At 48.8% G+C, this 21946-nt stretch carries 24 protein-coding genes and 1 pseudogene; 12 read left to right on the forward strand and 13 right to left on the reverse strand.

The features are described from left to right. The first annotated feature begins 7 nt into the window (after positions 1 to 7). The 3 genes from yeaR (at position 8) to LG384_RS09580 (ending at position 1427) form a co-directional block, all read left to right on the forward strand. Positions 8 to 370: a DUF1971 domain-containing protein YeaR gene (gene yeaR / locus LG384_RS09570; RefSeq protein WP_045441926.1), complete on the forward strand. Its 363-nt coding sequence runs from the start codon at positions 8 to 10 to the stop codon at positions 368 to 370. 3 nt (positions 371 to 373) lie between these two features. Beyond that, positions 374 to 556, forward strand: coding sequence for a DUF1869 domain-containing protein (locus tag LG384_RS09575; RefSeq protein WP_045441929.1), 183 nt, complete (start codon positions 374 to 376; stop codon positions 554 to 556). 226 nt (positions 557 to 782) lie between these two features. After that, positions 783 to 1427 carry a hypothetical protein gene (locus tag LG384_RS09580; protein WP_045441932.1) on the forward strand — a complete coding sequence of 215 codons (645 nt, stop codon included), beginning with the start codon at positions 783 to 785 and terminating at the stop codon, positions 1425 to 1427. A gap of 54 nt (positions 1428 to 1481) precedes the next feature. Here the strand turns inward: LG384_RS09580 and fdhF are convergent, their stop codons facing one another. After that, positions 1482 to 3629 carry a formate dehydrogenase subunit alpha gene (gene fdhF / locus LG384_RS09585; RefSeq protein WP_225760819.1) on the reverse strand — a complete coding sequence of 716 codons (2148 nt, stop codon included), beginning with the start codon at positions 3627 to 3629 and terminating at the stop codon, positions 1482 to 1484. Positions 3630 to 3989: 360 nt separating this feature from the next. Between fdhF and LG384_RS09590 the strand changes: the two genes are divergently transcribed. Next, positions 3990 to 4238 (forward strand): GlsB/YeaQ/YmgE family stress response membrane protein, encoded by a 249-nt coding sequence (locus LG384_RS09590; RefSeq protein WP_045441938.1) that lies wholly within the window; start codon positions 3990 to 3992, stop codon positions 4236 to 4238. Positions 4239 to 4287: 49 nt separating this feature from the next. Here the strand turns inward: LG384_RS09590 and yoaJ are convergent, their stop codons facing one another. The 3 genes from yoaJ to LG384_RS09605 are packed head-to-tail and all read right to left on the reverse strand — an operon-like array spanning position 4288 to position 5536. Then, positions 4288 to 4362: a protein YoaJ gene (gene yoaJ / locus LG384_RS09595; protein WP_099530266.1), complete on the reverse strand. Its 75-nt coding sequence runs from the start codon at positions 4360 to 4362 to the stop codon at positions 4288 to 4290. Continuing rightward, positions 4362 to 4463, reverse strand: coding sequence for a YoaK family small membrane protein (locus tag LG384_RS09600; RefSeq protein WP_144243066.1), 102 nt, complete (start codon positions 4461 to 4463; stop codon positions 4362 to 4364). The genes yoaJ and LG384_RS09600 overlap by 1 nt, the downstream gene beginning before the upstream one ends. Positions 4464 to 4510: 47 nt before the next feature. Then, positions 4511 to 5536 (reverse strand): sensor domain-containing diguanylate cyclase, encoded by a 1026-nt coding sequence (locus tag LG384_RS09605; RefSeq protein ID WP_225760820.1) that lies wholly within the window; start codon positions 5534 to 5536, stop codon positions 4511 to 4513. A 187-nt stretch (positions 5537 to 5723) separates the two neighbouring features. Here LG384_RS09605 and LG384_RS09610 point away from each other — a divergent pair, with 187 nt between their 5' ends. Continuing rightward, complete coding sequence (locus LG384_RS09610) at positions 5724 to 5972, forward strand: DUF333 domain-containing protein (RefSeq protein WP_045441944.1); 249 nt, start codon at positions 5724 to 5726, stop codon at positions 5970 to 5972. Between the two features lie 7 nt (positions 5973 to 5979). On the opposite strand, the gene LG384_RS09615 is transcribed toward LG384_RS09610, so the two are convergent. After that, positions 5980 to 6327, reverse strand: coding sequence for a DUF488 domain-containing protein (locus tag LG384_RS09615; RefSeq protein ID WP_225760821.1), 348 nt, complete (start codon positions 6325 to 6327; stop codon positions 5980 to 5982). A gap of 210 nt (positions 6328 to 6537) precedes the next feature. Here LG384_RS09615 and LG384_RS09620 point away from each other — a divergent pair, with 210 nt between their 5' ends. After that, complete coding sequence (locus LG384_RS09620) at positions 6538 to 7245, forward strand: CTP synthase (protein ID WP_225760822.1); 708 nt, start codon at positions 6538 to 6540, stop codon at positions 7243 to 7245. Between the two features lie 36 nt (positions 7246 to 7281). Here LG384_RS09620 and LG384_RS09625 read toward each other — a convergent pair whose 3' ends face one another. Beyond that, the gene (locus LG384_RS09625; RefSeq protein ID WP_225760823.1) at positions 7282 to 8469 is read right to left on the reverse strand and encodes a CynX/NimT family MFS transporter; all 1188 of its coding nucleotides are present in this window, start codon (positions 8467 to 8469) and stop codon (positions 7282 to 7284) included. Positions 8470 to 8568: 99 nt separating this feature from the next. On the opposite strand from LG384_RS09625, the pseudogene LG384_RS09630 reads away from it, so the two are divergent. Further along, positions 8569 to 9415 (forward strand): annotated as a pseudogene (locus LG384_RS09630) (helix-turn-helix transcriptional regulator). On the opposite strand, the gene LG384_RS09635 reads toward LG384_RS09630, so the two are convergent. The 3 genes from LG384_RS09635 to dgcJ form a co-directional block, all read right to left on the reverse strand. Next, on the reverse strand, positions 9344 to 9790 hold the full coding sequence (locus LG384_RS09635; protein WP_045441958.1) for a DUF441 domain-containing protein: 447 nt from the start codon (positions 9788 to 9790) through the stop codon (positions 9344 to 9346). The pseudogene LG384_RS09630 and the gene LG384_RS09635 sit on opposite strands and share 72 nt — an antisense overlap. A gap of 148 nt (positions 9791 to 9938) precedes the next feature. Further along, positions 9939 to 10442, reverse strand: a complete 504-nt coding sequence (locus LG384_RS09640; RefSeq protein WP_225760824.1) for a YbaK/prolyl-tRNA synthetase associated domain-containing protein — start codon at positions 10440 to 10442, stop codon at positions 9939 to 9941. A gap of 45 nt (positions 10443 to 10487) precedes the next feature. Further along, complete coding sequence (gene dgcJ / locus LG384_RS09645; protein ID WP_045441963.1) at positions 10488 to 11978, reverse strand: diguanylate cyclase DgcJ; 1491 nt, start codon at positions 11976 to 11978, stop codon at positions 10488 to 10490. A gap of 175 nt (positions 11979 to 12153) precedes the next feature. Here dgcJ and LG384_RS09650 point away from each other — a divergent pair, with 175 nt between their 5' ends. Next, positions 12154 to 12924, forward strand: a complete 771-nt coding sequence (locus tag LG384_RS09650; protein ID WP_045441965.1) for a class I SAM-dependent methyltransferase — start codon at positions 12154 to 12156, stop codon at positions 12922 to 12924. A 39-nt stretch (positions 12925 to 12963) separates the two neighbouring features. Here the strand turns inward: LG384_RS09650 and LG384_RS09655 are convergent, their stop codons facing one another. Both LG384_RS09655 and yeaG read right to left on the reverse strand, forming a co-directional pair. Next, complete coding sequence (locus tag LG384_RS09655; protein WP_045441968.1) at positions 12964 to 14247, reverse strand: YeaH/YhbH family protein; 1284 nt, start codon at positions 14245 to 14247, stop codon at positions 12964 to 12966. A gap of 123 nt (positions 14248 to 14370) precedes the next feature. Further along, complete coding sequence (gene yeaG, locus LG384_RS09660) at positions 14371 to 16305, reverse strand: protein kinase YeaG (protein ID WP_045441971.1); 1935 nt, start codon at positions 16303 to 16305, stop codon at positions 14371 to 14373. A gap of 433 nt (positions 16306 to 16738) precedes the next feature. Here yeaG and LG384_RS09665 point away from each other — a divergent pair, with 433 nt between their 5' ends. Beyond that, positions 16739 to 17482 (forward strand): MipA/OmpV family protein, encoded by a 744-nt coding sequence (locus tag LG384_RS09665; RefSeq protein WP_045441974.1) that lies wholly within the window; start codon positions 16739 to 16741, stop codon positions 17480 to 17482. Between the two features lie 291 nt (positions 17483 to 17773). After that, entirely contained in the window at positions 17774 to 18628 is an 855-nt protein-coding gene (locus LG384_RS09670) for an aldo/keto reductase (RefSeq protein WP_048221616.1), read from the forward strand. A gap of 58 nt (positions 18629 to 18686) precedes the next feature. Here LG384_RS09670 and LG384_RS09675 read toward each other — a convergent pair whose 3' ends face one another. Together LG384_RS09675 and gapA are read right to left on the reverse strand one after the other, a co-directional pair. Continuing rightward, positions 18687 to 19571, reverse strand: a complete 885-nt coding sequence (locus tag LG384_RS09675; RefSeq protein WP_200011581.1) for a D-hexose-6-phosphate mutarotase — start codon at positions 19569 to 19571, stop codon at positions 18687 to 18689. 268 nt (positions 19572 to 19839) lie between these two features. Further along, entirely contained in the window at positions 19840 to 20835 is a 996-nt protein-coding gene (gene gapA, locus LG384_RS09680) for a glyceraldehyde-3-phosphate dehydrogenase (RefSeq protein WP_045441983.1), read from the reverse strand. Positions 20836 to 21176: 341 nt separating this feature from the next. On the opposite strand from gapA, the gene msrB reads away from it, so the two are divergent. Both msrB and LG384_RS09690 read left to right on the forward strand, forming a co-directional pair. Further along, positions 21177 to 21590: a peptide-methionine (R)-S-oxide reductase MsrB gene (gene msrB, locus LG384_RS09685; RefSeq protein WP_045441986.1), complete on the forward strand. Its 414-nt coding sequence runs from the start codon at positions 21177 to 21179 to the stop codon at positions 21588 to 21590. Positions 21591 to 21631: 41 nt separating this feature from the next. After that, positions 21632 to 21907: a YeaC family protein gene (locus LG384_RS09690; RefSeq protein WP_045441989.1), complete on the forward strand. Its 276-nt coding sequence runs from the start codon at positions 21632 to 21634 to the stop codon at positions 21905 to 21907. The last annotated feature ends 39 nt before the right edge of the window (positions 21908 to 21946 follow it).

Genomic DNA, 21946 nt, shown 5'->3' on the forward strand with positions numbered 1-21946 from the left:
AAGAAAAATGCTTCAAATTCCACAGAATCATATCCATACACGTTCAACTCCGTTCTGGAACAAAGAGACCGCGCCTGCCGGAATTTTCGAACGCCACCTTGATAAGGGAACCCGTGCCGGTGTATATCCTCGACTTTCGGTTATGCAGGGGGCGGTCAAATATCTCGGATTCGCGGATGAGCACAGCCCGGAGCCAGAAGAAGTGATGATTATTGAAGCCGGTCAGTTTGGCGTTTTTCCGCCGGAAAAATGGCACAACATCGAAGTAATGACCGACGACACCTATTTTAATATCGATTTTTTTGTTGCGCCTGAAGTCCTGATGGAGAGTGCTAATCAACGAAAAGTCGTGCGTACCGGTAAGGAGTAAATCATGGGTAAAGCAACCTATACCGTCACCGTCACTAACAACAGCAATGGCGTTTCTGTTGATTATGAAACTGAGACACCGATGACGTTGCTGATCCCAGATGTGGCAGCTGAAGTCGTCAAAGACCTGGTGAATACCGTACGTTCTTACGATACCGAAAATGAGCATGAAGTCTGTGGCTGGTAACATTACACATACTGTTACTGGTTAATTTTGTGGTCCTTTCTGTAAAGCCGCAACGCGTTATGAGAGCGTGTTGCGGCTTTTTGTCTTTATAAATTAACCAGTTCCATCATTGGTTATTTATGAAACAACATTAAGAAAACCTTAAGAAATACGCATTCATTGCTAATAGCCAATTATTCACAAGGGTTATGATCGTAAGCCAGACACTGAAAAGAACACTGCGCTTATGAAATTTGATACCCGACTTACATTACCTTCAATCATTCTTGGACTGATTGTCGTGGCGATCCCGTTCACCGCAAACTGGAATCTGCCTCTGCTTAACGGCCTTGTTGTCCGAAGCATTGAGAACGGGCAAGCGTTATGGTTGCTGTTTGGTGCTGTATTTACCGCACTGTACATTCGGCCCTTATCCCGTCCTGAAGGTGGGAAGCAATTTTGGTTATGGGCGACGGTGTGGTGGTTAGTATTGCTGGGAAGAAGTACCAGCTGGGGACGTGATTACTTTCCTGAATATCCAAAGCTTGTATTCCGCGCCATCTCTGTGGTTCTAATCGCCATGATTATACTACCCGTACTGATCTCGAAACGCTTACGTCAGGAAATCGCGCGACGCTTTCGTGAGGAACCGCTGCCGATCTGGTTGCTGGTGATTACGGTATGTGCGTTTTTGATTTCCGACACCGTGGAGCACCATCGTCTGCTGGCACCGCTATTCCTGCACAATGCGCATTATGGCGATCTTATTGAAGAACTGTATGAAATGCCGTTTATGGTGGGGTTATTTTTTATTAACTTCGGCTTTATGCACCGTGATAAGCAGGAAGAGTATGCGTCTGTTCACGTAGGCAAAGCGCAACTGGCCGAGTGACAGGACATGCAGCCTGAGTCCGGAAAGTAAGACTCAGGCTGGTTTTACTACCGCTTACTCAATGGCTTCGCACAGACGTGACTTCATTTCGCTGTACGATTGCGCTGCGTAGTTCTCCGCCCAACTTTGATCGGCAATGTGTTCAATATTCACCGCACAATATTTGGTTTCCGGCGTTTTAGAGATAGGATCCAGGTTATCCTGCGTCAGCTCGTTACATGCGCCAATCCACCATTGATAGGTCATATAAACCGTTCCGCGATTGATGCGCTCTGAGACATCCGCCCGGCTGATCACTTTCCCGCGACGAGAACTGACCCATACCAGATCGCGATGACGGATCCCGTGTTTTTCTGCGTCACTGGCATTGATCTGTACATAGCCAGGCTCATCTGCCAGCGCTTGAAGTGCCGCGCAGTTACCTGTCATAGAACGACAGGAATAATGCCCGACTTCTCGCACGGTACATAACACCATCGGATATTTTTCATCAGGGACTTCTGCCGGCGCCCGCCAATGTGCGGCAAACAGTTTGCCTTTGCCGTTGGCGGTATCAAACTGGCTGTTTTCGTACAGATAGGGGGTGCCTGGATGATCGAGATCCGGGCAAGGCCACTGGACGTGTCCCATATCGCCCATTTTTTCGTAGGTAACACCGTAGAACAATGGGCACAGTTCGCGCATCTCATCCCAGATTTGCTGGTTATTTTGATAGAGCATTGGATAGCCCATTTCGCTAGCCAGCAGACTGATAATTTCCCAGTCGCGTTTCACATCTCCGCCTGGTTCTATGGCTTTTTCAAAACGCTGGAAGCCACGGTCGGCACAAGTGAAAACACCACCATGTTCACCCCATGAGGTAGCAGGCAAAATAACGTCAGCCATTTCCGCCGTCTTGGTCATAAAGATATCCTGCACAACGACAAAATCGAGTGCGTTGAACCCTTCGCGAACCAGACCCAAATCGGCTTCGGTCTGCAGCGGATCTTCCCCCATGATGTAGTAGGCTTTGACTTTGCCTTCTATTGCCAGGTGTGGGACTTCAGTGATTCGTGTACCGACCTTGTCATCCATCAGATTGACGTCAATACCCCATGCTTTGGCAAATTTCTCCCTTACTGCAAAATCGGTCACGTCCTGGTAACCCGGGAACTGGTTAGGCAGAACCCCCATGTCACACGCGCCCTGGACGTTATTTTGTCCACGTACCGGACCGACGCCAACATTAGGACGTCCCAGGTTCCCGGTCAGTAGCGCCAGGGATGATAGTCCACGTACAACGTCAACGGCCTGCCCAAATTGCGTTACTCCCATCCCCCACATGACGGTGGCAGAAGGGGCTGATGCAAATGTGCGCATCGCCTGACGCACCTGTTGTGCAGGAACGCCAGTTAAGTGCTCAACGGATTCCGGGGCATAATCCTTAACGGTTTCCCAGTAAGTTTCCAGACCCTCAGCATGTTTTTGCACATACTCACGATCGTAGAGTTGCTCTTCAATGAGAACATGGCCGAAGGCATTTACCAGCGCCATATTACAGCCGTTTTTCAATTGAAGATGCTGGTCTGCAATACGTGCTGTTTCAATACGGCGAGGGTCGCACACAATAATTTTAGCGCCATTCTGACGCGCTTTGATAACCCTGCGGGCCACAATCGGGTGAGAATCTGCGCAGTTATAACCAAAGATGAGCAGGCATTTGGAGTTTTCAATGTCGCTGATGGAGTTACTCATTGCACCATTGCCTAACGTTTCTTGCAGGCCGGCGACGGAAGGGCCGTGGCAGACGCGGGCGCAGCAATCGACATTGTTGGTATGGAGCACGCCGCGGGCGAATTTTTGCATCACATAATTGGTTTCATTCCCGGTACCACGGGAAGAGCCCGTTGTCATAATGGCGCGGGGACCATAGGCGTTTTTGATTTCGGATAAGCGTTTGGCGGTGTAACGAATGGCTTCATCCCAACTAACGGGCGTGAATTTTCCACCTTTTTCATAGCGGATCATCGGGCGAGTCAGACGGGGGGTCAGAAGGCGAGTGTCGTTAAGGAAATCCCAACCATAGTAGCCTTTCAGGCATAACTGATTTTGATTTGTTACACCCTCTGCGGCTTCGGCGCGGATGATTTTGTTATTTTCAACAACAAGCTTGAGCTTGCACCCGGCCCCACAGTATGGGCAAACACTGGTGATTTTTTTCATCAATAACAGACCTGTTAAAAGCTGAAATAGCGCGAATTGTAGACGAAGCCACGCGATTGCATCGCGGACTACGATTTGTCGTAGCGACGGGCTGTATAAGCATAAAGTGTGCCATAAGTGAAAACGCAGTTACGGCAAGGGCTGGCTTCGAAAACTGGATGAAAATGACAGTCGATTCGACATTAATGACGATAAACGTCAGATAAAAAACAGTGGATCTGACTGTTTAAACCGGTGAAACATAAGAAAAAGATGAAAATCAAAAGTGATTAAGATCACAAATTTTAATTTTTCAGGTCTATGCTATGCTTTTATACGGCGAGTAAATCGTTCACGTAAAAACATAAGTGAGGAAAACAAATGGGTATTATTTCATGGATTATTTTCGGTCTTATCGCTGGGATTTTGGCAAAATGGATTATGCCGGGTAAAGATGGCGGCGGGTTCTTTATGACCATTATATTAGGGATTATCGGTGCTGTTGTTGGTGGGTGGATCAGTACACTCTTCGGTTTTGGTAAAGTTGATGGCTTCAACTTTGGTAGTTTTGTCGTTGCGGTTATCGGTGCGATCGTTGTTTTGTTTATCTACAGAAAAATCAAAAGCTAGGTTAAGAAACAGACAACAAAGGCCACATATCGGTGGCCTTTATTCTGTGTTACCACCAGCCCAGTTCCGTCCCCAGCACCACAATAATGGCTACCCCAATCATAATGAGCGTTGTTTTTTTCATCAAGATGCTCCCGGTGCAGCATAGCCGCCAATAAAAAACCAGGATAAGAAAACGACCGCGGAAATGAAAATGATAATGGGGAATATAATACCGAGTCGCATGCTCTTATCTGCCAGAGTTATTTAAAGATGAGCCAGAATAGCAGGGCTTAATGCGTGACAAAAGTGGTTTTATCCTGACGCTTTTTATCCTGGTACATTGCGCCGTCTGCAATGTGTAGCGCGCAGTTCACGTCGGTCTCCTGTGGGTCTATTTCCACAACGCCCAAGCTGGCACCAGGATAGAACAGCTGGATATTCCCCAAATGGTAGTCGCCGCAAATTTGCTGTCGTAAATGATCCTTCACTTTCTGCAGACGGTCACGTTGTTCTATTTCATCTTCTTGTGACATCCCGGCAACCAAAAACTCGTCACCGCCAAGCCGACCGAGAATATCATTCTCACAACATCCAAGACGCAAGCGTCGACCGATCTGGATCAGAAACTGATCGCCAACTTCATGTCCAAACCGGTCATTGATGAGTTTGAAATCATCTAAATCGATATAGGCAACGACAACCTTGTGTTTCAGATGACGGGCAAGTGAAAAGAGGGTTTCCATATTTTCAAAAATAGCCCGACGATTAGGTAACCCGGTTAATGCGTCAGTATAGGAGTGCGCAATCAGCGCGGCGTTTGCTTCACGCAACTGAGCAACCAGTGATTCTTTTTGAATAGACTGGGCGATAAGACCGGCAAACAGATGCAGCACTTGTTCACCACGTTGGCTTAGCGTCTGCTGTTGTCGGCTGGTGGCGCAAAGCGTACCGTAGAACGTGCCATCCGGCAGATGAACCGGGGTGCTCAAAAAAGTGGTGATCTCCAGAGCCCGAGCTGCGCTACAGTCAGGCCAGCGCGCTGGCACGTTATCGCTGTACAGGCAGTTTTCTTCTATAGCACGTTTGCACAATGTTTCATCCCACGGCACGGATAGCCCTTCGGGGATCTGCATCTGCTTGCTGTTACGCGCATACAGAATATGCTGCAGGCGGGCATCTAAATCGACTTTAGTTAAATAGGTCGATTCCATGTCAGTCACCACTTCCAGCATTTCCAGAAGTTGCCGAACCAGACTCTCAACAGACTGCTCAGTGGCTAAAGATTGTGAGACTCGGGCGAGGATCATGTCCGACATGAGATCTAAGTACTCCTGGGTACTGATAAGGGCGATATTGGTCTGCATGATAAAACATCACTGTGAAAGATGAAACATGCCACACTGGTCATAATGTAAACATCAGATTGAAACAGTTCAGTAAAACATGGAGATGGACTGGAAGTAGGGGTAATCTGCCGGGATAACATTCTGAACAGGAGTTAACATGAAATCCGGGTTTATCGTATTGGCAGGTATTCTGGTACTGGCTGGATGTAAAACGCAGCCTGAAGCGCCAACCCCACCGAAAATTGGCATGGCAAATCCTGCTTCTGTGTACTGCGAACAAAAAGGCGGCTCGCTGATTGCAGTTCAGACTCCGCAAGGAGTACGGTCTGACTGTAAATTACCCGGCGGGGAAGTCATTGATGAATGGGCGCTCTGGCGCAGGGATCATCCGACTGCCGGGCAGTGATGGCCAGTCACCATTGACGTAGCCACTCAGCAAGGACGAGCGCGTGGTTTTGCTGCGTGTTTTTTGCTGCATACAGCAGGGTTAAGGGTTGCTGACGCGCAATCGCAGCGAGTCGCTGGCCTTCCTGCTGTTGCCGGGCGAGTTCTGCGCGGTATTGCTCGGAAAAGTGTTCAAAATCAATCAACTCTGCGTGGAACGCTTTACGTAAGTCTGATGATGGAGTGAGAAGTTTATTCCACTCGTTGAAGGCCAGATCGGTTTTTTTTATCCCGCGCGGCCACAATTTATCCACCAGAACTCGATAGCCATCACTCTTTTCTGCCGGATCATAGACGCGTTTACACTGAATATTCATCTGTTTCCCTCTACGCAATACAGTCTGTTAAGAAACCGCGCTTGTCATTTTCTGGCTGTTTGTTACGGTCAGATAAGATCACTAAAACGTGAGCATTATAGCATTTTGAATATGCACACTCCCAATTTAAGGGATTGTGATAACAACAAAAAATCAGTAGGCTGAGGCTCCTTATGTTGTCCCTTATTGCTCTGACATAAGGAATTTCTTATGGAAATGTCTCCTGTGAAAGATACGCTTCGTATTGCGCTGGTGGGCGATTACAGTCCTGAAATTGTGGCACATCAGGCTATTCCCCTTGCAATCGATGATGCTGCCGCTGTTCTCGAATTGATGGCTGATTATGACTGGTTAACTACCGCTGATATCAGTAGTAGCGAAGATCTGGTCGGCTATGATGCTATCTGGGTCGTACCCGGTAGCCCGTACAAACACCCTGAAGGCGCGTTGATTGCGATTCGCTACGCTCGTGAAAACAGCATCCCTTTTCTTGGAACCTGCGGCGGTTTTCAGCATGCTATTATCGAGTATGCCCGTAACGTTTTGGGCTGGAGCGATGCCGCCCATGCAGAAACCGATACTGAAGGTCGCATGGTGATCGCACCGTTAGCTTGCTCACTGGTTGAAAAGACCGACAATATTGAACTGCGGGCAAATACGCTGATCGCAAAAGCCTACGGACAGGATATTATCTCTGAGGGATATCACTGCAATTATGGCGTATCTCAGGCATTTGCCGTCGAGCTTGAACGTGGTGATTTGCGTGTGACGGGCTGGGATGAAGCCGGTGATATTCGTGCTATTGAGTTAGTGACGCATCCTTTTTATGTTGGCACGCTTTTTCAGCATGAACGCGGAGCGCTGGTGGGAAAACCGGTTCCACTTGTCCAGGCGATGCTGCGCGCGGCTCGCGAGTAAAAGGAGGGCAGGTTTACCATTAACCTGCCCGCTGCGTTATGAGGTAGCTATCTCCCGATTGCTACCGGCACAAAATCCAAACACAGCCATCACTGTTGCTAACAGGGCGACGCCAATCAACGGTATTTGCCAGTTACCGTTGAGGTCGTGAATTTTGCCCATCAGGGGCGGTCCGCATGCGGCCAGTAAATACCCGACAGATTGCGCCATGCCGGATAAGGCAGCAGCCTGATGTGCTGAACTTGCACGCAGGCCGATGAAAGTTAATCCCAGAATCATCGATGCCCCTGACCCAAAGCCAAACAAAAGGGTCCATAGCACCGCCCGGTCGGGCATCAACCAGAAACCAGCAGAACCGATAGCGCACATTAGGGCGACCAGGGCGGCGATGGCCCGCTGATCTTTAAATCTGTACAGGATCAGGGGGATCAGTATTCCCGGCGCGGCGGTGGCTAATTGCAGTAAACCGTGCAGCGATCCGGCCTGAGCTTCACTGTAGCCATGGCTAATCAAAATGGCGGGTAACCAGCCAATTACCACGTAATAGATAAGTGAGTTGATCCCCAGAAACAGAGTAACCTGCCAGGCAAGACGGGAGCGCCAGATAGCGCGGGAATGCAGCGCACGTGAGTTACTCATCGTGGCATGGGCTTTCTGGCGCCACTGCGGCAGCCAGATAAACAGAGCCAGCAGAGGAAAGGCCATTAACATCAACAACGCGCCACGCCAGCCGAATCCGTTAAGCGCCAGTGGTACCACGATTGCTGAACCAATTGCTGCCGCTGCGCCCATCGTCAGTGAGTATGCGCCGGTGAGTTTCGCTACATGCTGCGAAAAATCGCGCTTGATTAGCCCTGGTAGCAGAACGTTTCCTAATGCTATTCCGCAGCCAATGAGGGTGGTTCCGCCAAAAAGGAACAGTGGTGAGGATAAAGATCGTATACCAATACCTGCGCAAATCAGCAGCATGGCGGCAAATAAGCTGCGTTCAATTCCCCATCGACGTGCAACGGCCGCAGCCAGAGGCGAAACCAGCGCAAAAGCGAGAAGGGGAAGTGTTGTCAGGAGTCCTGTCTGGGCGGTGGTTAACCCGTAATCAGCCCGGATAGCATCCAGCAGTGGGGCTACGCCGGTAAAGGTCACGCGTAGCGTGGTTGCGATCATCAGGATACCCGCGATAAGCAAAGCACCCTGTTTGCCGTGGGGGGAAGAGTAATGTGTCATTGTTTTCTCATGTCGTCAGGCGAGGCGATACCTTACCGTTTTTACATGATGGATGAATCAAGCTAAAATGACAGTTTATCGCTAAAATCGGACATTATTATGTTGGGACTGAGGCTGGATGGATATCAACCCGACCTGTATCACGACGCCGCTGTGGCTTTTTGTATTCAGGCCCGGGAAGACGAACTCTTTAGCCCACTGCATCAGCACCGAAAGGGTCAGTTGATTCTGGCGTTGCACGGCGCGATTACGTGTGAAGTGGAAAATGCCATGTGGATGGTTCCTCCTCAGTATGCGGTTTGGATCCCTGGTGAAATTCCACACAGTAATCACGTTACTGTTGGTGCCGGCTTATGCTTTCTGTTTATTGAACCGAATGCAGTGGTGATGCCGGAACGCTGCTGCACGCTGAAAATTGCGCCATTGTGTCGGGAACTCATTCTCTCGCTGGCATCGAAAACCGATGCTCAGCGGATGGATCCGTCAACACAACGTCTTACGCAGGTATTATTTGATGAGCTACCGCAGCAGCCGCAGGAGCAAATGCAGTTGCCGGTATCCGACCACCCAAAAATTCGTAAGATGGTGGCGACGATGGCGCAGGAGCCAGCGCAATGGCAAACCCTGGGCCAGTGGGCCAGTGTATTTGCTATGAGTGAACGTAATCTTGCCCGGCTGGTGGTCAAAGAGACTGGGCTGAGTTTTCGTCGCTGGCGTCACCAGCTACAGCTGATCCTGGCATTACAGGCGTTGATAGAGGGGCGAAACGTACAGCAGGTCGCTCAGATGCTGGGTTACGATTCGACTACCGCATTTATCACCATGTTCAAAAAAGGCCTGGGCCAGACGCCAGGCCGTTATCTGACAGGGTTGACTACTGCTTCCCAACAATCAACGAGACCAGACCCGCCGCAATGAGTGGTCCAACCGGTACGCCGCGAAATAAAGCCACGCCCAGCACAGTTCCCACCAGCAGCCCGGCGACCAGCTGCGGCTGATTACCCATCAGTGTGACACCGCGCCCACCAAGCCAGGAAACAAAAACGCCGATAGCAATGGCCACCAGCGACTTCCAGTTCACAAATGAATGGATGAGCGTGGAAGGGGGGAGCGTACCGCTGGCGATTGGCGCCATCACGCCGATGGTCAGAATGATAATCCCGACGGTCAGGCCCTGTTTTTCAATCCACGGGAAGAAGGTATTCAGAGGCGTAACACGGACTATAATCAGCACCAGAATTGAAACGGCGACAGTGGTGTTATGGCTGACAAAGCCCAGAGCTGCCAGTCCGAGCAGGATCAGCAGAGTGACATCAAACATCGTAGTTTCCTTGCCAAAAAAAAAGATAAGCCTGCTTACTGTACGCGCAAACGCGTGACGGAACAGGCTTTTTTTATTGATAAAGACAATTTTTAGGCGAACGCATAAGATCGCGTTTTTATGCCGATAAACCGGTCACTATTTCTGGCTATTGTGCGCGGCGGAACTGGACTAATTCTGGTCGGGCTATGCGCAAATAATCTTTAGTATCCATGATGACCGATTTTTCCAGCATCCCGGCATTAAACGCAATCTCATTAAAACGCTCGAATAAAAGCGGATCGGCGACCAGCTTGAGATTAGGATGGAAACTGAAGGGGGGGATGGCGCCAAACACACAACCTGTTAGCTCATCCACTTCTGCCGGGCTGGCAAGAGAAGCTCTTAAACCGCCGAGATGGCTGGCTAGCTGACTCAGGTCGGCCTGTTGGTCAGCGGACAGAATAGCCAGCACATGCTGATTGACGCCATTGCCTTTCACTTTGCATACCAGAGCTTTTGCCCCCTGACCCAGCGCAGTGCCGCGGATCTCTGACACGGCTTCGCACTTGCCGACTGCTTCGTGGCTGACTACGCGGTACGTGGCGCCTTGCTCTGACAACAATGAAATCAAACGTTGATGGGTCTCATTACCTTTATTCACTTCCGTCATTTCTTACTCCTGGTACAACGATAAAAATCCTGCGCAGAAAAATTTTCACGAACGAAGGTGTTTTTTCTGTTTATTAAGATAGAGTTGAGCATCAGATGCTTTATAGGCATCATTAATGGTGTCGTTTGGTTGCATATTATATATCCCTGCGGAAAAGCTGACTGATTTATCCGGCGCAATAATTTGTAAGTTATGGCTAATGCGTTCCAGCAGGCGAGGTGTAAGTTCGGTGGCGTAATCGATGAGAATAATACAGAACTCGTCCCCACCGAGGCGAATCGCATAGTCACTTTTGCGAATAGATGACTGAATAGCTTTTGCCAGAATGGTGATAACGCGATCGCCTTCCTGGTGCCCCAACGTGTCATTAATTGTTTTCAGTTTGTCGCAATCAATAGCGATAAATGTCACCAGTGTTCCTGCATTGACCAGTTGCTGCAACCGCTGTTCAAGCGTAGGGGTTAAAATTTTGCGGTTATAGAGACCGGTCATCGCGTCACTGATATTTTCGCGAGTTACGTTGTGATACAAACGGAAATGCATCCTGACCATATTCAAAAGGAGTACCGTTGCCAAGAGATAAAAGGCGAATATCTTCCATGACGAGACAATAAAGTACATGAAATCAAGCGATAACGTGATGCGTATTCCACCGGGTATGTCATTGATATAATGCACATACTGAAACAGATTGCTCTCGCTTTGGTTAACGATAATCTCCTTTCCCGAGCTGATATCAGACAGGGTGACGTTAAGATAACGCCATACAAGAGGACGGTCGTTGGTATAAAAAATATGTTTCAAATTCTCTTTGTTCACATCCACCATGACCACGCCTTTTAGTTTGCCGTCTGAATAGACTGGCGTTAAAAAGCTCATGACTTTTTCTTGCGTAAGGTCATCTTCGTAAATACTGGAAATGACGGTTCGGCCAGTAAATACATCGTCAATATCATTCTGATTAATTCCCAGGGTGCCTTTTTGCAAAAAGGACCAATGGTTCATGGTGAACTGGAGTGAGTTAACGAGATTGTAGAAATAGATGTAATTATTTTTTAGGTCAATGTAATAACGAAACTTGTATTCCAGCGTTCCTAACCCCTGACCGTAATCGACCAGCTCACGATTCACATTTACCGCCTGGTCGAAGGCCGGCAGCAGGAATATGTCATCAAGTTGTTCGACGCAATTACCGGAATGGGTCTGCAATGTACCGCGTAATGGAAGATAGTTATGGTTGGTGAGGTTGAGTCCATGCGTGCCGTTAACGCTCTCGAAAGCGTTGCACAGCGCTTTTCGTTGCTCGGGTGAAATACTCTCTTTGGGGGATGAAAAACGGCGCATAAGATGGGCTGCGATGCTCTGATTTGTATACTTATCATAGAGAAATGATGAATCTGCTTTCTCAATGATATACCGCATATACGCGCTCATTGCCCGATCGCTGGCAACAAGTTCGTAAACCAGAAAGGTCGATGTCAGAACAATAACGCTTACGGAGATAAAGTGCCTGAGCGCTTTATGTTGCAATTTCATAATGATTTACAGCCCTGTAAGTCAGATACTTCAGTCTATCACACGCTATACGTCCGCTCTAACGGTATGGGAATTGTCGCAGAGGTCTATTTTGTAATAAAAATCATTCGCACACTTCACCTTTGAATCTTAATGTTGTATTTATAATGCAACTTATGAAAAAGGAGACAGGCAAATGAGCACGACTGAAAAAGCGGGCCATACATTTTTAGCCAGCCTGGGTAAAACCCGTCTACGCCCAGGCGGAATTGAAGCAACTGACTGGTTGTTCAACCAGTCACAACTGACGCCTGATTGCCAGGTACTTGAGGTGGCATGCAATATGGCGACGACGGCGATAGAGCTGGTTCAGCGCTTTGGCTGTACGGTTTATGCCATTGATATGGATAAGGACGCGCTCGCCAGAGCGAGAAGTAATGTGGCTGTTCATGGGCTGGAAAATCACATCCATGTAATGGCTGCTAACGCGAGCACTCTCCCTTTTGCTGATAACAGTTTTGACGTTGTGATTAACGAAGCCATGTTGACAATGTATGCCGACAAAGCCAAGGCGAAGCTGATTGCGGAATACCATCGGGTGCTGAAACCCGGGGGACGGTTATTAACTCACGATATTATGTTCACCAGCCAAAAACTGGGTGAGGGCGATCAAAGTCAGCTAATGCAGGTGGTGAAGTCAAACGTAAGCCCGATGACCCGGCAGGGCTGGAGTGAACTCTTCCTGAATGCCGGGTTTGAGCATGTTATGCAGAAAAATGGCGAAATGTCGTTAATGTCGCCTCGCGGATTAATTCGTGATGAGGGGTTAGGTGGCGCACTCAAAATTGCATTTAACGGCTTACGTACGCATGAAAATCGGCGTCGGTTCCTTAAAATGTTTCGCTTTTTTAAATCCCAGCGACATCAATTAAATTACATCGCTTGCTGTTCGGTGAAGGGAAAATAAAAACAGGCCAGAACGTATGTTCTGGCCTGTTAGCGATATCTAATTATTGCTGGTGGTACTCTGCTTATGGAACAACTCGCGGAATACCGGGTAAATATCATCCTGGTCACGAATATGCTGCATAGCAAAGTTTTCAAAGGTCGATTGCAAATGTTCGTACTCACGCCATAAGGTTTGGTGCGCACGACGGGTGATTTCGATATAGCTATAATATCGCACCACCGGCAGCAGTTTTTTCGCCAGAATCTCATGACACAGCGGCGAATCATCAGCCCAGTTATCTCCATCCGATGCCTGCGCCGCGTAGATATTCCATTGGGCAGGATCGTAGCGGTCTTTCACCACTTCATCCATCAATTTTAGGGCGCTGGAGACAATCGTCCCCCCGGTTTCCTGAGAGTAGAAGAACTCGTGCTCATCTACCTCTTTCGCCTGAGTGTGGTGGCGAATATAGACCACTTCTACGTTCTTGTAAGTCCGGCTTAAAAAAAGATACAGCAGAATATAAAAACGCTTTGCCATATCTTTTGTCGACTGGTCCATTGAACCGGAGACATCCATCAGGCAGAACATAACCGCCTGGCTGGAGGGATCGGGGCGTTTTTCATAATTCTTGTAACGTAAATCAAAGGTATCGATAAACGGTACGCGTTCGATTTTTGCCCGTAGTTCGGCAATCTCTTTACGTAATCGTTCTTCTTCCAGCAGCTGAACGGGTTCACTTTTGGTGATGGTCTCCAGATCGGCTTCAAGGGCGTGTAACTCCCGACGTTTACCCGCTGTCATTGCCGTACGGCGCGCCAGTGAGTTTTGCAGGGATCGCACCACGCTGATGTTGGCTGGCACACCATTAGAGGTAAAACCTGCACGATGCGTTTTGTACTCCGTTAACTGACGCTGCTGATTTTGCTTCAGATTAGGGAGGGCCAAATCCTCAAAGAGCAGATCCAGATATTCATCTTTAGAAATCTGAAACACGAACTCATCCTGGCCCTCTCCATCCTGGCTGGCCTGGCCTTGTCCGCTGCCAGAACCACCGCCGCCGCCCTGAGGACGTTCAATACGGTCATTCTGGACAAAATGGTCGTTACCCGGATGTACACGATGGCGCAGCCCCCCGCGCCCCTGATGAAACATCGGTTCGCTAATATCATCGGTCGGGATAGAGACAGATTCGCCACTATCGACATCAGTCACCGAACGCTTGTTAATGGCCTCGGAGATAGACTGCTTAATTTGCGATTTATAACGGCGTAAGAAGCGCTGGCGGTTAACCGTGCTCTTGTTTTTGCCGTTAAGACGCCGGTCAATAAACCAGGTCATAAGCTCCTCCCGTGCTGCCAACTTTTCGCAGTGTGCATAGTGCCGGAAGTCGCTTACGCGCGTCCGGCCTACGCTGCATGTTTTTGTAGGCCCGGTAAGTGCAGGCACCACCGGGCATTTGCATCACGATGATTTACGCACGCGCAAATACCATTCGCACAATAAACGCACCTGTTTACGCGTGTAGCCTTTTTCCATCATACGGTCGACAAAATCGTCGTGCTTTTTCTGCTCGTCAGTCGAGGTTTTAGCGTTAAAGGAAATGACCGGCAGCAGTTCCTCGGTATTCGAGAACATTTTTTTCTCGATAACCGTGCGCAGTTTTTCGTAACTGGTCCAGTTTGGATTGCGACCGCTGTTATTCGCTCTGGCGCGCAGAACGAAGTTGACGATCTCGTTACGGAAATCTTTCGGGTTACTGATGCCTGCTGGCTTCTCAATTTTCTCCAGCTCTGAGTTGAGCGACTCTCGGTCAAACAGTTGGCCAGTATCCGGATCGCGATACTCTTGATCCTGAATCCAGAAGTCCGCATAGGTGACATAACGGTCAAAAATGTTCTGCCCGTATTCGGAATAGGATTCCAGATAAGCCGTCTGGATCTCTTTGCCAATAAATTCGGCGTATTTCGGGATCAGATAGCCTTTCAGGAACTCCAGATAACGTTCTGACTGCTCCTGCGGGAACTGTTCGCGCTCGATTTGCTGTTCAAGAACATAGAACAGGTGTACCGGGTTGGCCGCCACTTCGGCGTGGTCAAAGTTAAACACGCGGGAGAGGATCTTAAACGCAAAACGCGTGGACAGGCCGTTCATGCCCTCATCAACCCCGGCGTAATCCCGATATTCCTGGTAGGATTTCGCTTTTGGATCGGTATCTTTCAGACTTTCGCCATCGTAAACGCGCATCTTCGAGTAAATGCTCGAGTTTTCCGGTTCTTTCAGGCGCGAAAGAATAGTAAAGCGAGAGAGCGTTTCCAGCGTACCCGGTGCGCAAGGAGCGTGGGTCAACTCACTGTGGTTAAGCAATTTCTCGTAGATCTTGATCTCTTCGGAAATGCGTAAGCAATACGGTACCTTCACAATGTAAACACGGTCGAGGAAGGCTTCGTTATTCTTGTTATTGCGGAACGTTACCCATTCGGATTCGTTCGAGTGCGCAAGAATGATGCCGTTAAACGGCAGGGCAGAGATACCTTCTGTGCCGTTGTAGTTTCCTTCCTGAGTCGCGGTCAACAGAGGATGCAGCACTTTAATCGGTGCTTTAAACATCTCAACGAATTCCATGATCCCCTGGTTAGAACGGCACAGTGCGCCTGAGTAACCATAGGCATCAGGATCGTTTTGGGCGTGGTGTTCGAGTTTACGAATATCCACTTTCCCGACCAGGGCGGAGATATCCTGGTTATTTTCGTCGCCAGGTTCTGTTTTGGCGATAGCAATTTGCTCCAGAATAGACGGCCAGACTTTGACGACGCGGAATTTAGTAATGTCCCCGCCGAAATCATGTAAACGTTTTGCCGCCCATGGCGACATGATCGTACCGAGATAGCGACGCGGGATCCCATACTCTTTTTCCAGGATCTGGGCATCTTCCTGTGGATTAAACAGGCATAACGGATGGTCGTTGACCGGACTCCGCTCGCCGTTAGCACTCAGGACATAAATCGGTACTCTTTGCATCAGCGATTTCAGCCGCTCGGCAAGAGACGATTTCCCACCCCCAACAGGCCCCAACAGATACAAAATCTGTTTCTTCTCTTCCAGCCCCTGAGCCGCGTGTTTCAGATAAGAGACAATCTGTTCAATCGCGTCTTCCATGCCGTAAAACTCTTCAAACGCGGGATAACGAGCGATCACCCGGTTAGAAAAGAGTCGAGAAAGTCGAGGTTCATGGGCAGTATCGACCATGACAGGCTCACCAATAGCCATTAATAGCCGCTCTGCCGCGTTGGCATAAGCACTGCGATCTTGCCGACAAGTGGTAAGAAACTCCTGCAGCGTGAACTCTTCGTCCTTGGCAGCTTCATAACGCTGGCGATAGTGATCGAATATATTCATGGTATGCCGTCCTTTCGTTTTTTAGCACATGTTAAGAGCCGTTCATATGAATAGTAGAGGCCCCTGAAGAGGTAAACTGAACGACGTCGCTGCTGAAGAAATAAGCAACTCTCATGCCATTTTGGTGGTCAGGAGATCAACGTATTCGGTGATACACCTTCTAAAATTAAGCGTAGATGGCATTTGCAAAACTTGCCTGTGTGCGCAAACGAATTTCAATGGCATATCAATAACTCATCAGCAAAAAAAGCACATCTTATGTAAAGAAATAGGGTTGGATTCATGCGGTATTCATCGTTCTGCAAGCAAAATGTCATCACTCGCAGAGAAATTAGGGGGTTACATTACGTGGCTAATACGTAAAATAGTTGGGCTGTAACGTAATGACGGTTACACTTCTGTTGCTATACATTTGAATAAGGAATTATGGATTGTGACCAAACTCAAACTTCTGGCACTTGGCGTGCTTATCGCCACTTCCTCTGTTGCGCAAGCAGAAAGCAACCTGACGCTGGGCGCAGGCGTTGGTGTGGTTGAACACCCCTACAAAGATTATGATACTGACGTTTATCCCGTTCCTGTCGTGACCTACGAAAGCGAGAACTTCTGGTTCCGTGGTCTGGGCGGTGGCTACTACCTGTGGAATGACAACACAGATAAATTATCAGTCATGGCGTACTGGTCGCCAATGTACTTTAAGCCGGGCGACAGCGATGACAGCCGCCTGCGCAGCCTTGATAAGCGTAAGAGCACCATGATGGCTGGTCTGTCTTACGTTCACAATACGCAATATGGTTTCCTGCGCACCAGCCTGGCGGGAGACACGCTGGACAACAGTAATGGTATCGTATGGGATCTGGCGTGGTTGTACCGTTACACCAACGGTGGTCTGACGCTGACACCAGGTATTGGTGTTGAGTGGAACAGCGAAAACCAGAACGATTACTACTACGGTGTATCGCGTCACGAATCTTCCCGCAGTGGTTTGCGCAGCTACGATCCTAACAGCAGCTGGAACCCGTACCTTGAATTAAGCGCAAACTACAATTTCCTTGGCGACTGGAGCATGTACGCCACTGCGCGTTATACCCGTCTGTCTGATGAAATTACCGACAGCCCGATGGTGGACAAATCCTGGACGGGTCTGATCTCAACCGGTATTACTTATAAATTCTGATTTCACTAAATGAAGAACAGATGATTACATGGAAGCCCGCAGAAATGCGGGCTTTTTGTTTTATCACCATGGGTAAGCTCCGATACTTATTTTTAAACGAGGAAAGTTGTCTTTTATTCACTGCGCGTGAATAACACTATTAACGCATATTCTGTATCTGGCTGCAGACATCTTGTCACTCATGATCCGCGTAAAAATCAGTCCAAACTATGATGGTGCAATTTGTGCACCATTACAGGACACACCCGCGTTGTTTTGCTTTACTGTGGTGCATAAACACAGGAGGGTGTGATGACAAACAAGCAGGTGATTTTTGCTCAGCAGATTGCGCTTCCAGCTATCGGGCAGGGTACATGGTATATGGGCGAGAATGCCAGCCGCCGTCGTGATGAAGTAAATGCGCTGCGGGCAGGGCTGGATCTTGGTTTACAGCTTATTGATACGGCCGAAATGTACGCTGATGGTGCAGCGGAAGAAATCGTTGGCGAGGCATTGACGGGGCGACGCGAACATGCGTTTTTAGTGTCAAAAGTTTACCCATGGAATGCGGGCGGCCAAAAAATGATTGCGGCCTGTGAAGGGAGTCTGCGTCGGCTGAACACTGACTATCTGGATCTCTATTTATTGCACTGGATGGGGGATTACTCATTTGAAGAGACCGTGAGTGCAATGGAAACATTGATTGCGCAGGGGAAAATCCGTCGCTGGGGAGTCTCTAATCTAGATTACGATGACATGCAGGCGTTATGGCAGGTTACGGGTGGGCAACAGTGTGCCACTAATCAGGTGCTGTATCATGTGGCATCGCGAGGTATTGAATATGATTTACTCCCCTGGTGTCAGCAACAGCAGATGCCGGTCATGGCCTACAGCCCGCTGGCCCAGGCAGGGCGTTTACGCAGTGATGTGCTCACGAACACCGTGGTTAACGATATCGCGAGAGCTCGCAATGTCAGCGCCGCTCAGATTTTGCTGGCGTGGGTTATTCGTCATCAGGGGGTAGTGGCGATTCCAAAAGCGGCAAACGTGGCACATGTGGAGCAGAATGCAGCCGCGCTCGCGATTACGCTATCCGCCGACGAGCTGAAATTGCTGGATAAGGCATATCCTGCCCCGAAAGGTAAAACTGCGTTGGATATGGCCTGATTTTACCGGATGGTTGTCCGCACACTTTTTCGGTCAATCATCCGGTATTAATTATCGCTTATCGTTTAGCAACACGAATAGTTTGTGCCAGACGAGAAGGTTTCTCTGCCGTTGTTTTCTGCGTTTCGGTGGCGTAAGCAGTTTCTACGCAAACAAACGTTTTGTAACCATCATCCGGCATATCTCCCATGCTGACAGACAGCGCCGGGCCTGGGTTCCAGCCGACTACATTCAGATGGTGGTGATGCACAACGTCGATATTGCGGTTCAGTGAATCATCGTGAATGACGCTGCATGCTTCCGGGTTCAGATACACACGATCGGTACGGTCCGGGAACGTCTGGATACCATCAGCCAGTACATCTTCTTTTGCATCGTTAACTTTATCGATCAGGCGGTCGCCAAGGCCACTTACTTTCACCGCTGCGATATCTCCTACATTAAAGTAGGTGTGGAGTGCAGAAGTGGTTTCAAACTCACCATGGGCTTCCAGCTCGATCTCACAGGTTTTACCCACTTTGAAGCGTGCTAACAGCGTAAACTCATGCGGCCAAAGCTGATGCGTTTCAGCATTGCTTTGCAATTCAAATGTCAGAACAGCGCCGTTGTCATCTTCATTGTGCGCTTTCAGCGTCCAGGGCAGGTTACGGGCAAAGCCGTGAGAAGGTAGACCCTGCTGGGCAGCCGGACCGAACCACGGCCAGCAAATTGGAACACCGCCACGCAATGCGACGCCCGTCTTAAACGGTGTGTTGTTGCTGAGCCAGAGGACTTCTTCTTCGCCGTTTGGTTTCCAGGAGAGGAGATGAGCGCCCTGCAGCGCGAAAGAGGCTTTAACCTGCGGGTGATCGACAACAATGATTTCAAGATCATCAAGCTGGCGACGAGAGAGGACAGGGGTAATTTGCTCGATTACCGGAAGTGCAAAAATTTTATTAATCATTACGCAATCCTTTTTTACCCTGAATAATTCGAATTACAGGAAGTGGCAAGTGAACGACAAATTCGTCAGGAACGAATTTGAACAACCGAAGGCAACCTTCGGCCAGGACATGAATGCCCCTGATTCATCCCGATGAGCTTACTGTTGTAAGCGAACAGGGGGAGATAACGTAGCCAACACACCTGCAAGTTGAAGTATGGCGGGTATATCTTCAGGCAAAAAAAAGAGCGACCTGAGTCGCTCTTACAGATTACTGTCTCATCTCAACTTATTTGGAGATGTGAGCAATCAGATCCAGAACCTTGTTGGAGTAACCGGTTTCGTTGTCGTACCAGGATACCAGTTTCACGAAGTTGTCGTTCAGTGCGATACCAGCTTTAGCATCGAACACAGAAGTGCAAACTTCACCGTTGAAATCGGTAGAAACAACGTCGTCTTCGGTGTAACCCAGAACGCCTTTCATCGGGCCTTCGGAAGCAGCTTTGATTGCTTTCTTAATTTCTTCGTAAGAAGCAGCTTTTTCCAGACGAACAGTCAGGTCAACAACGGATACGTTCGGAGTAGGAACGCGGAACGCCATACCAGTCAGTTTGCCATTCAGTTCTGGCAGTACTTTACCTACAGCTTTAGCAGCGCCGGTAGAGGACGGGATGATGTTCTGAGCTGCGCCACGGCCGCCGCGCCAGTCTTTGTGAGACGGGCCATCAACGGTTTTCTGAGTAGCGGTGGTTGCGTGAACGGTAGTCATCAGACCTTCGATAATGCCGAAGTTGTCGTTGATAACTTTAGCCAGCGGAGCCAGGCAGTTAGTGGTGCAGGATGCGTTAGAAACGATGTCCTGACCTTCGTATTTGTCAAAGTTAGCGCCTTTAACAAACATCGGAGTGTTATCTTTGGACGGACCAGTCAGAACCACTTTTTTCGCGCCAGCAGTGATGTGCTTACGAGCGGTTTCGTCTGTCAGGAACAGGCCAGTAGCTTCAGCTACTACGTCAACACCAACTTCGTCCCATTTCAGGTTAGCCGGATCACGTTCAGCGGTAACACGGATTTTTTTACCGTTTACGATCAGATGACCGTCTTTCACTTCAACGGAACCGTTGAAACGGCCGTGAGTGGAGTCATATTTCAGCATGTAAGCCATGTAGTCAGCGTCTAACAGGTCGTTGATTGCAACGATCTCGATGTCAGAGCGTTCTTGAGCAGCACGGAAAACAATGCGACCGATACGGCCAAAACCGTTGATACCTACTTTGATAGTCATATATTCCACCAGCTATTTGTTAGTGAATAAAAGGTTGCCTGTAAAATTACAAAAACCTTACGCAGCGTCAAGCGGAATCGTGTCAATCATTGCGACAAATCAATCTGCTGCCTAAGCTTTGCGCAACTGACTCGCCTCACTCTTCCTTTGGGCTTGAAACCACATGGGGGCGGCGGCCCGAATTTTAAAGGGCAATCAAGATAAAAACGTGATTGTGATCACGATTAACAGGCTGCCATTTCGCAAGTATCAAGTTTAGAACAAAAGTTCGCACTACGGTGTTAATGTTTTGTTAGAATCTGTCTCGCGATGTGAGTATAGATAAAGTGAGATGTGAGCAAATGGCTAATCAACCTTCTCCAGAAGAACTGAAAAAAAATTTGTCCGAAATGCAGTTCTACGTGACGCAAAATCATGGGACAGAACCGCCATTTACCGGGCGTTTGCTGCACAATAAGCGTGATGGCGTCTACCATTGCCTGATCTGCGACAAACCGCTGTTTCGTTCAGATACTAAATACGATTCCGGCTGCGGCTGGCCCAGTTTTTACGAGCCTGTTAGCGAAGAGGCCATTCGTTACATAAAAGATACGTCACACGGTATGCAGCGCATCGAAATCCGCTGCGGAAACTGTGATGCACACCTCGGACATGTCTTCCCTGATGGTCCAAAACCTACCGGGGAACGTTACTGCGTAAATTCGGCGTCTTTGAACTTCACCGATGATGAAAATGGTGAACAAATCAAAGGCTGAGGAAACGATTCAGCAAATTATTCTACGGGAATGGATTTAACATGAATCTTGATGAGATGATCAACAGCATGACGCCGGAAGTGTATCAGCGCTTATCTACTGCCGTTGAGCTGGGAAAATGGCCGGATGGCGTCGCGCTGACGGCAGAACAAAAAGAGAACAGTTTGCAGTTGGTGATGCTATGGCAGGCACGTCACAATGTTGATGCGCAACATATGACTATCGACACGAAGGGTGAGATGGTAATGAAGAGTAAGCAACAGCTGAAAGTTGAGTTTGGTATTACGCCAGAGCCCATTGCGACGTTCAAATCCTGAGTCACAGGCCCGGTAGCACATCACGCCGGGCCTGCTGTA

The organism is Citrobacter sp. Marseille-Q3906 (genome assembly GCF_916618775.1).
GTDB lineage: Bacteria > Pseudomonadota > Gammaproteobacteria > Enterobacterales > Enterobacteriaceae > Citrobacter > Citrobacter murliniae.

Bases quoted from the DNA above. Each gene is read 5' to 3' on its own strand.
- LG384_RS09650 (WP_045441965.1), top strand. From the start codon at position 12,154: ATGAGCACGACTGAAAAAGCGGGCCATACATTTTTAGCCAGCCTGGGT.
- LG384_RS09635 (WP_045441958.1), bottom strand. From the start codon at position 9,790: ATGTTTGATGTCACTCTGCTGATCCTGCTCGGACTGGCAGCTCTGGGC.
- LG384_RS09640 (WP_225760824.1), bottom strand. From the start codon at position 10,442: ATGACGGAAGTGAATAAAGGTAATGAGACCCATCAACGTTTGATTTCA.
- dgcJ (WP_045441963.1), bottom strand. From the start codon at position 11,978: ATGAAATTGCAACATAAAGCGCTCAGGCACTTTATCTCCGTAAGCGTT.
- LG384_RS09575 (WP_045441929.1), top strand. From the start codon at position 374: ATGGGTAAAGCAACCTATACCGTCACCGTCACTAACAACAGCAATGGC.
- LG384_RS09605 (WP_225760820.1), bottom strand. From the start codon at position 5,536: ATGTCGGACATGATCCTCGCCCGAGTCTCACAATCTTTAGCCACTGAG.
- yeaG (WP_045441971.1), bottom strand. From the start codon at position 16,305: ATGAATATATTCGATCACTATCGCCAGCGTTATGAAGCTGCCAAGGAC.
- LG384_RS09620 (WP_225760822.1), top strand. From the start codon at position 6,538: ATGGAAATGTCTCCTGTGAAAGATACGCTTCGTATTGCGCTGGTGGGC.
- LG384_RS09670 (WP_048221616.1), top strand. From the start codon at position 17,774: ATGACAAACAAGCAGGTGATTTTTGCTCAGCAGATTGCGCTTCCAGCT.
- LG384_RS09580 (WP_045441932.1), top strand. From the start codon at position 783: ATGAAATTTGATACCCGACTTACATTACCTTCAATCATTCTTGGACTG.
- LG384_RS09655 (WP_045441968.1), bottom strand. From the start codon at position 14,247: ATGACCTGGTTTATTGACCGGCGTCTTAACGGCAAAAACAAGAGCACG.
- msrB (WP_045441986.1), top strand. From the start codon at position 21,177: ATGGCTAATCAACCTTCTCCAGAAGAACTGAAAAAAAATTTGTCCGAA.
- yeaR (WP_045441926.1), top strand. From the start codon at position 8: ATGCTTCAAATTCCACAGAATCATATCCATACACGTTCAACTCCGTTC.
- LG384_RS09675 (WP_200011581.1), bottom strand. From the start codon at position 19,571: ATGATTAATAAAATTTTTGCACTTCCGGTAATCGAGCAAATTACCCCT.
- gapA (WP_045441983.1), bottom strand. From the start codon at position 20,835: ATGACTATCAAAGTAGGTATCAACGGTTTTGGCCGTATCGGTCGCATT.
- LG384_RS09590 (WP_045441938.1), top strand. From the start codon at position 3,990: ATGGGTATTATTTCATGGATTATTTTCGGTCTTATCGCTGGGATTTTG.
- LG384_RS09690 (WP_045441989.1), top strand. From the start codon at position 21,632: ATGAATCTTGATGAGATGATCAACAGCATGACGCCGGAAGTGTATCAG.
- fdhF (WP_225760819.1), bottom strand. From the start codon at position 3,629: ATGAAAAAAATCACCAGTGTTTGCCCATACTGTGGGGCCGGGTGCAAG.
- LG384_RS09615 (WP_225760821.1), bottom strand. From the start codon at position 6,327: ATGAATATTCAGTGTAAACGCGTCTATGATCCGGCAGAAAAGAGTGAT.
- LG384_RS09610 (WP_045441944.1), top strand. From the start codon at position 5,724: ATGAAATCCGGGTTTATCGTATTGGCAGGTATTCTGGTACTGGCTGGA.
- LG384_RS09625 (WP_225760823.1), bottom strand. From the start codon at position 8,469: ATGACACATTACTCTTCCCCCCACGGCAAACAGGGTGCTTTGCTTATC.
- LG384_RS09600 (WP_144243066.1), bottom strand. From the start codon at position 4,463: ATGCGACTCGGTATTATATTCCCCATTATCATTTTCATTTCCGCGGTC.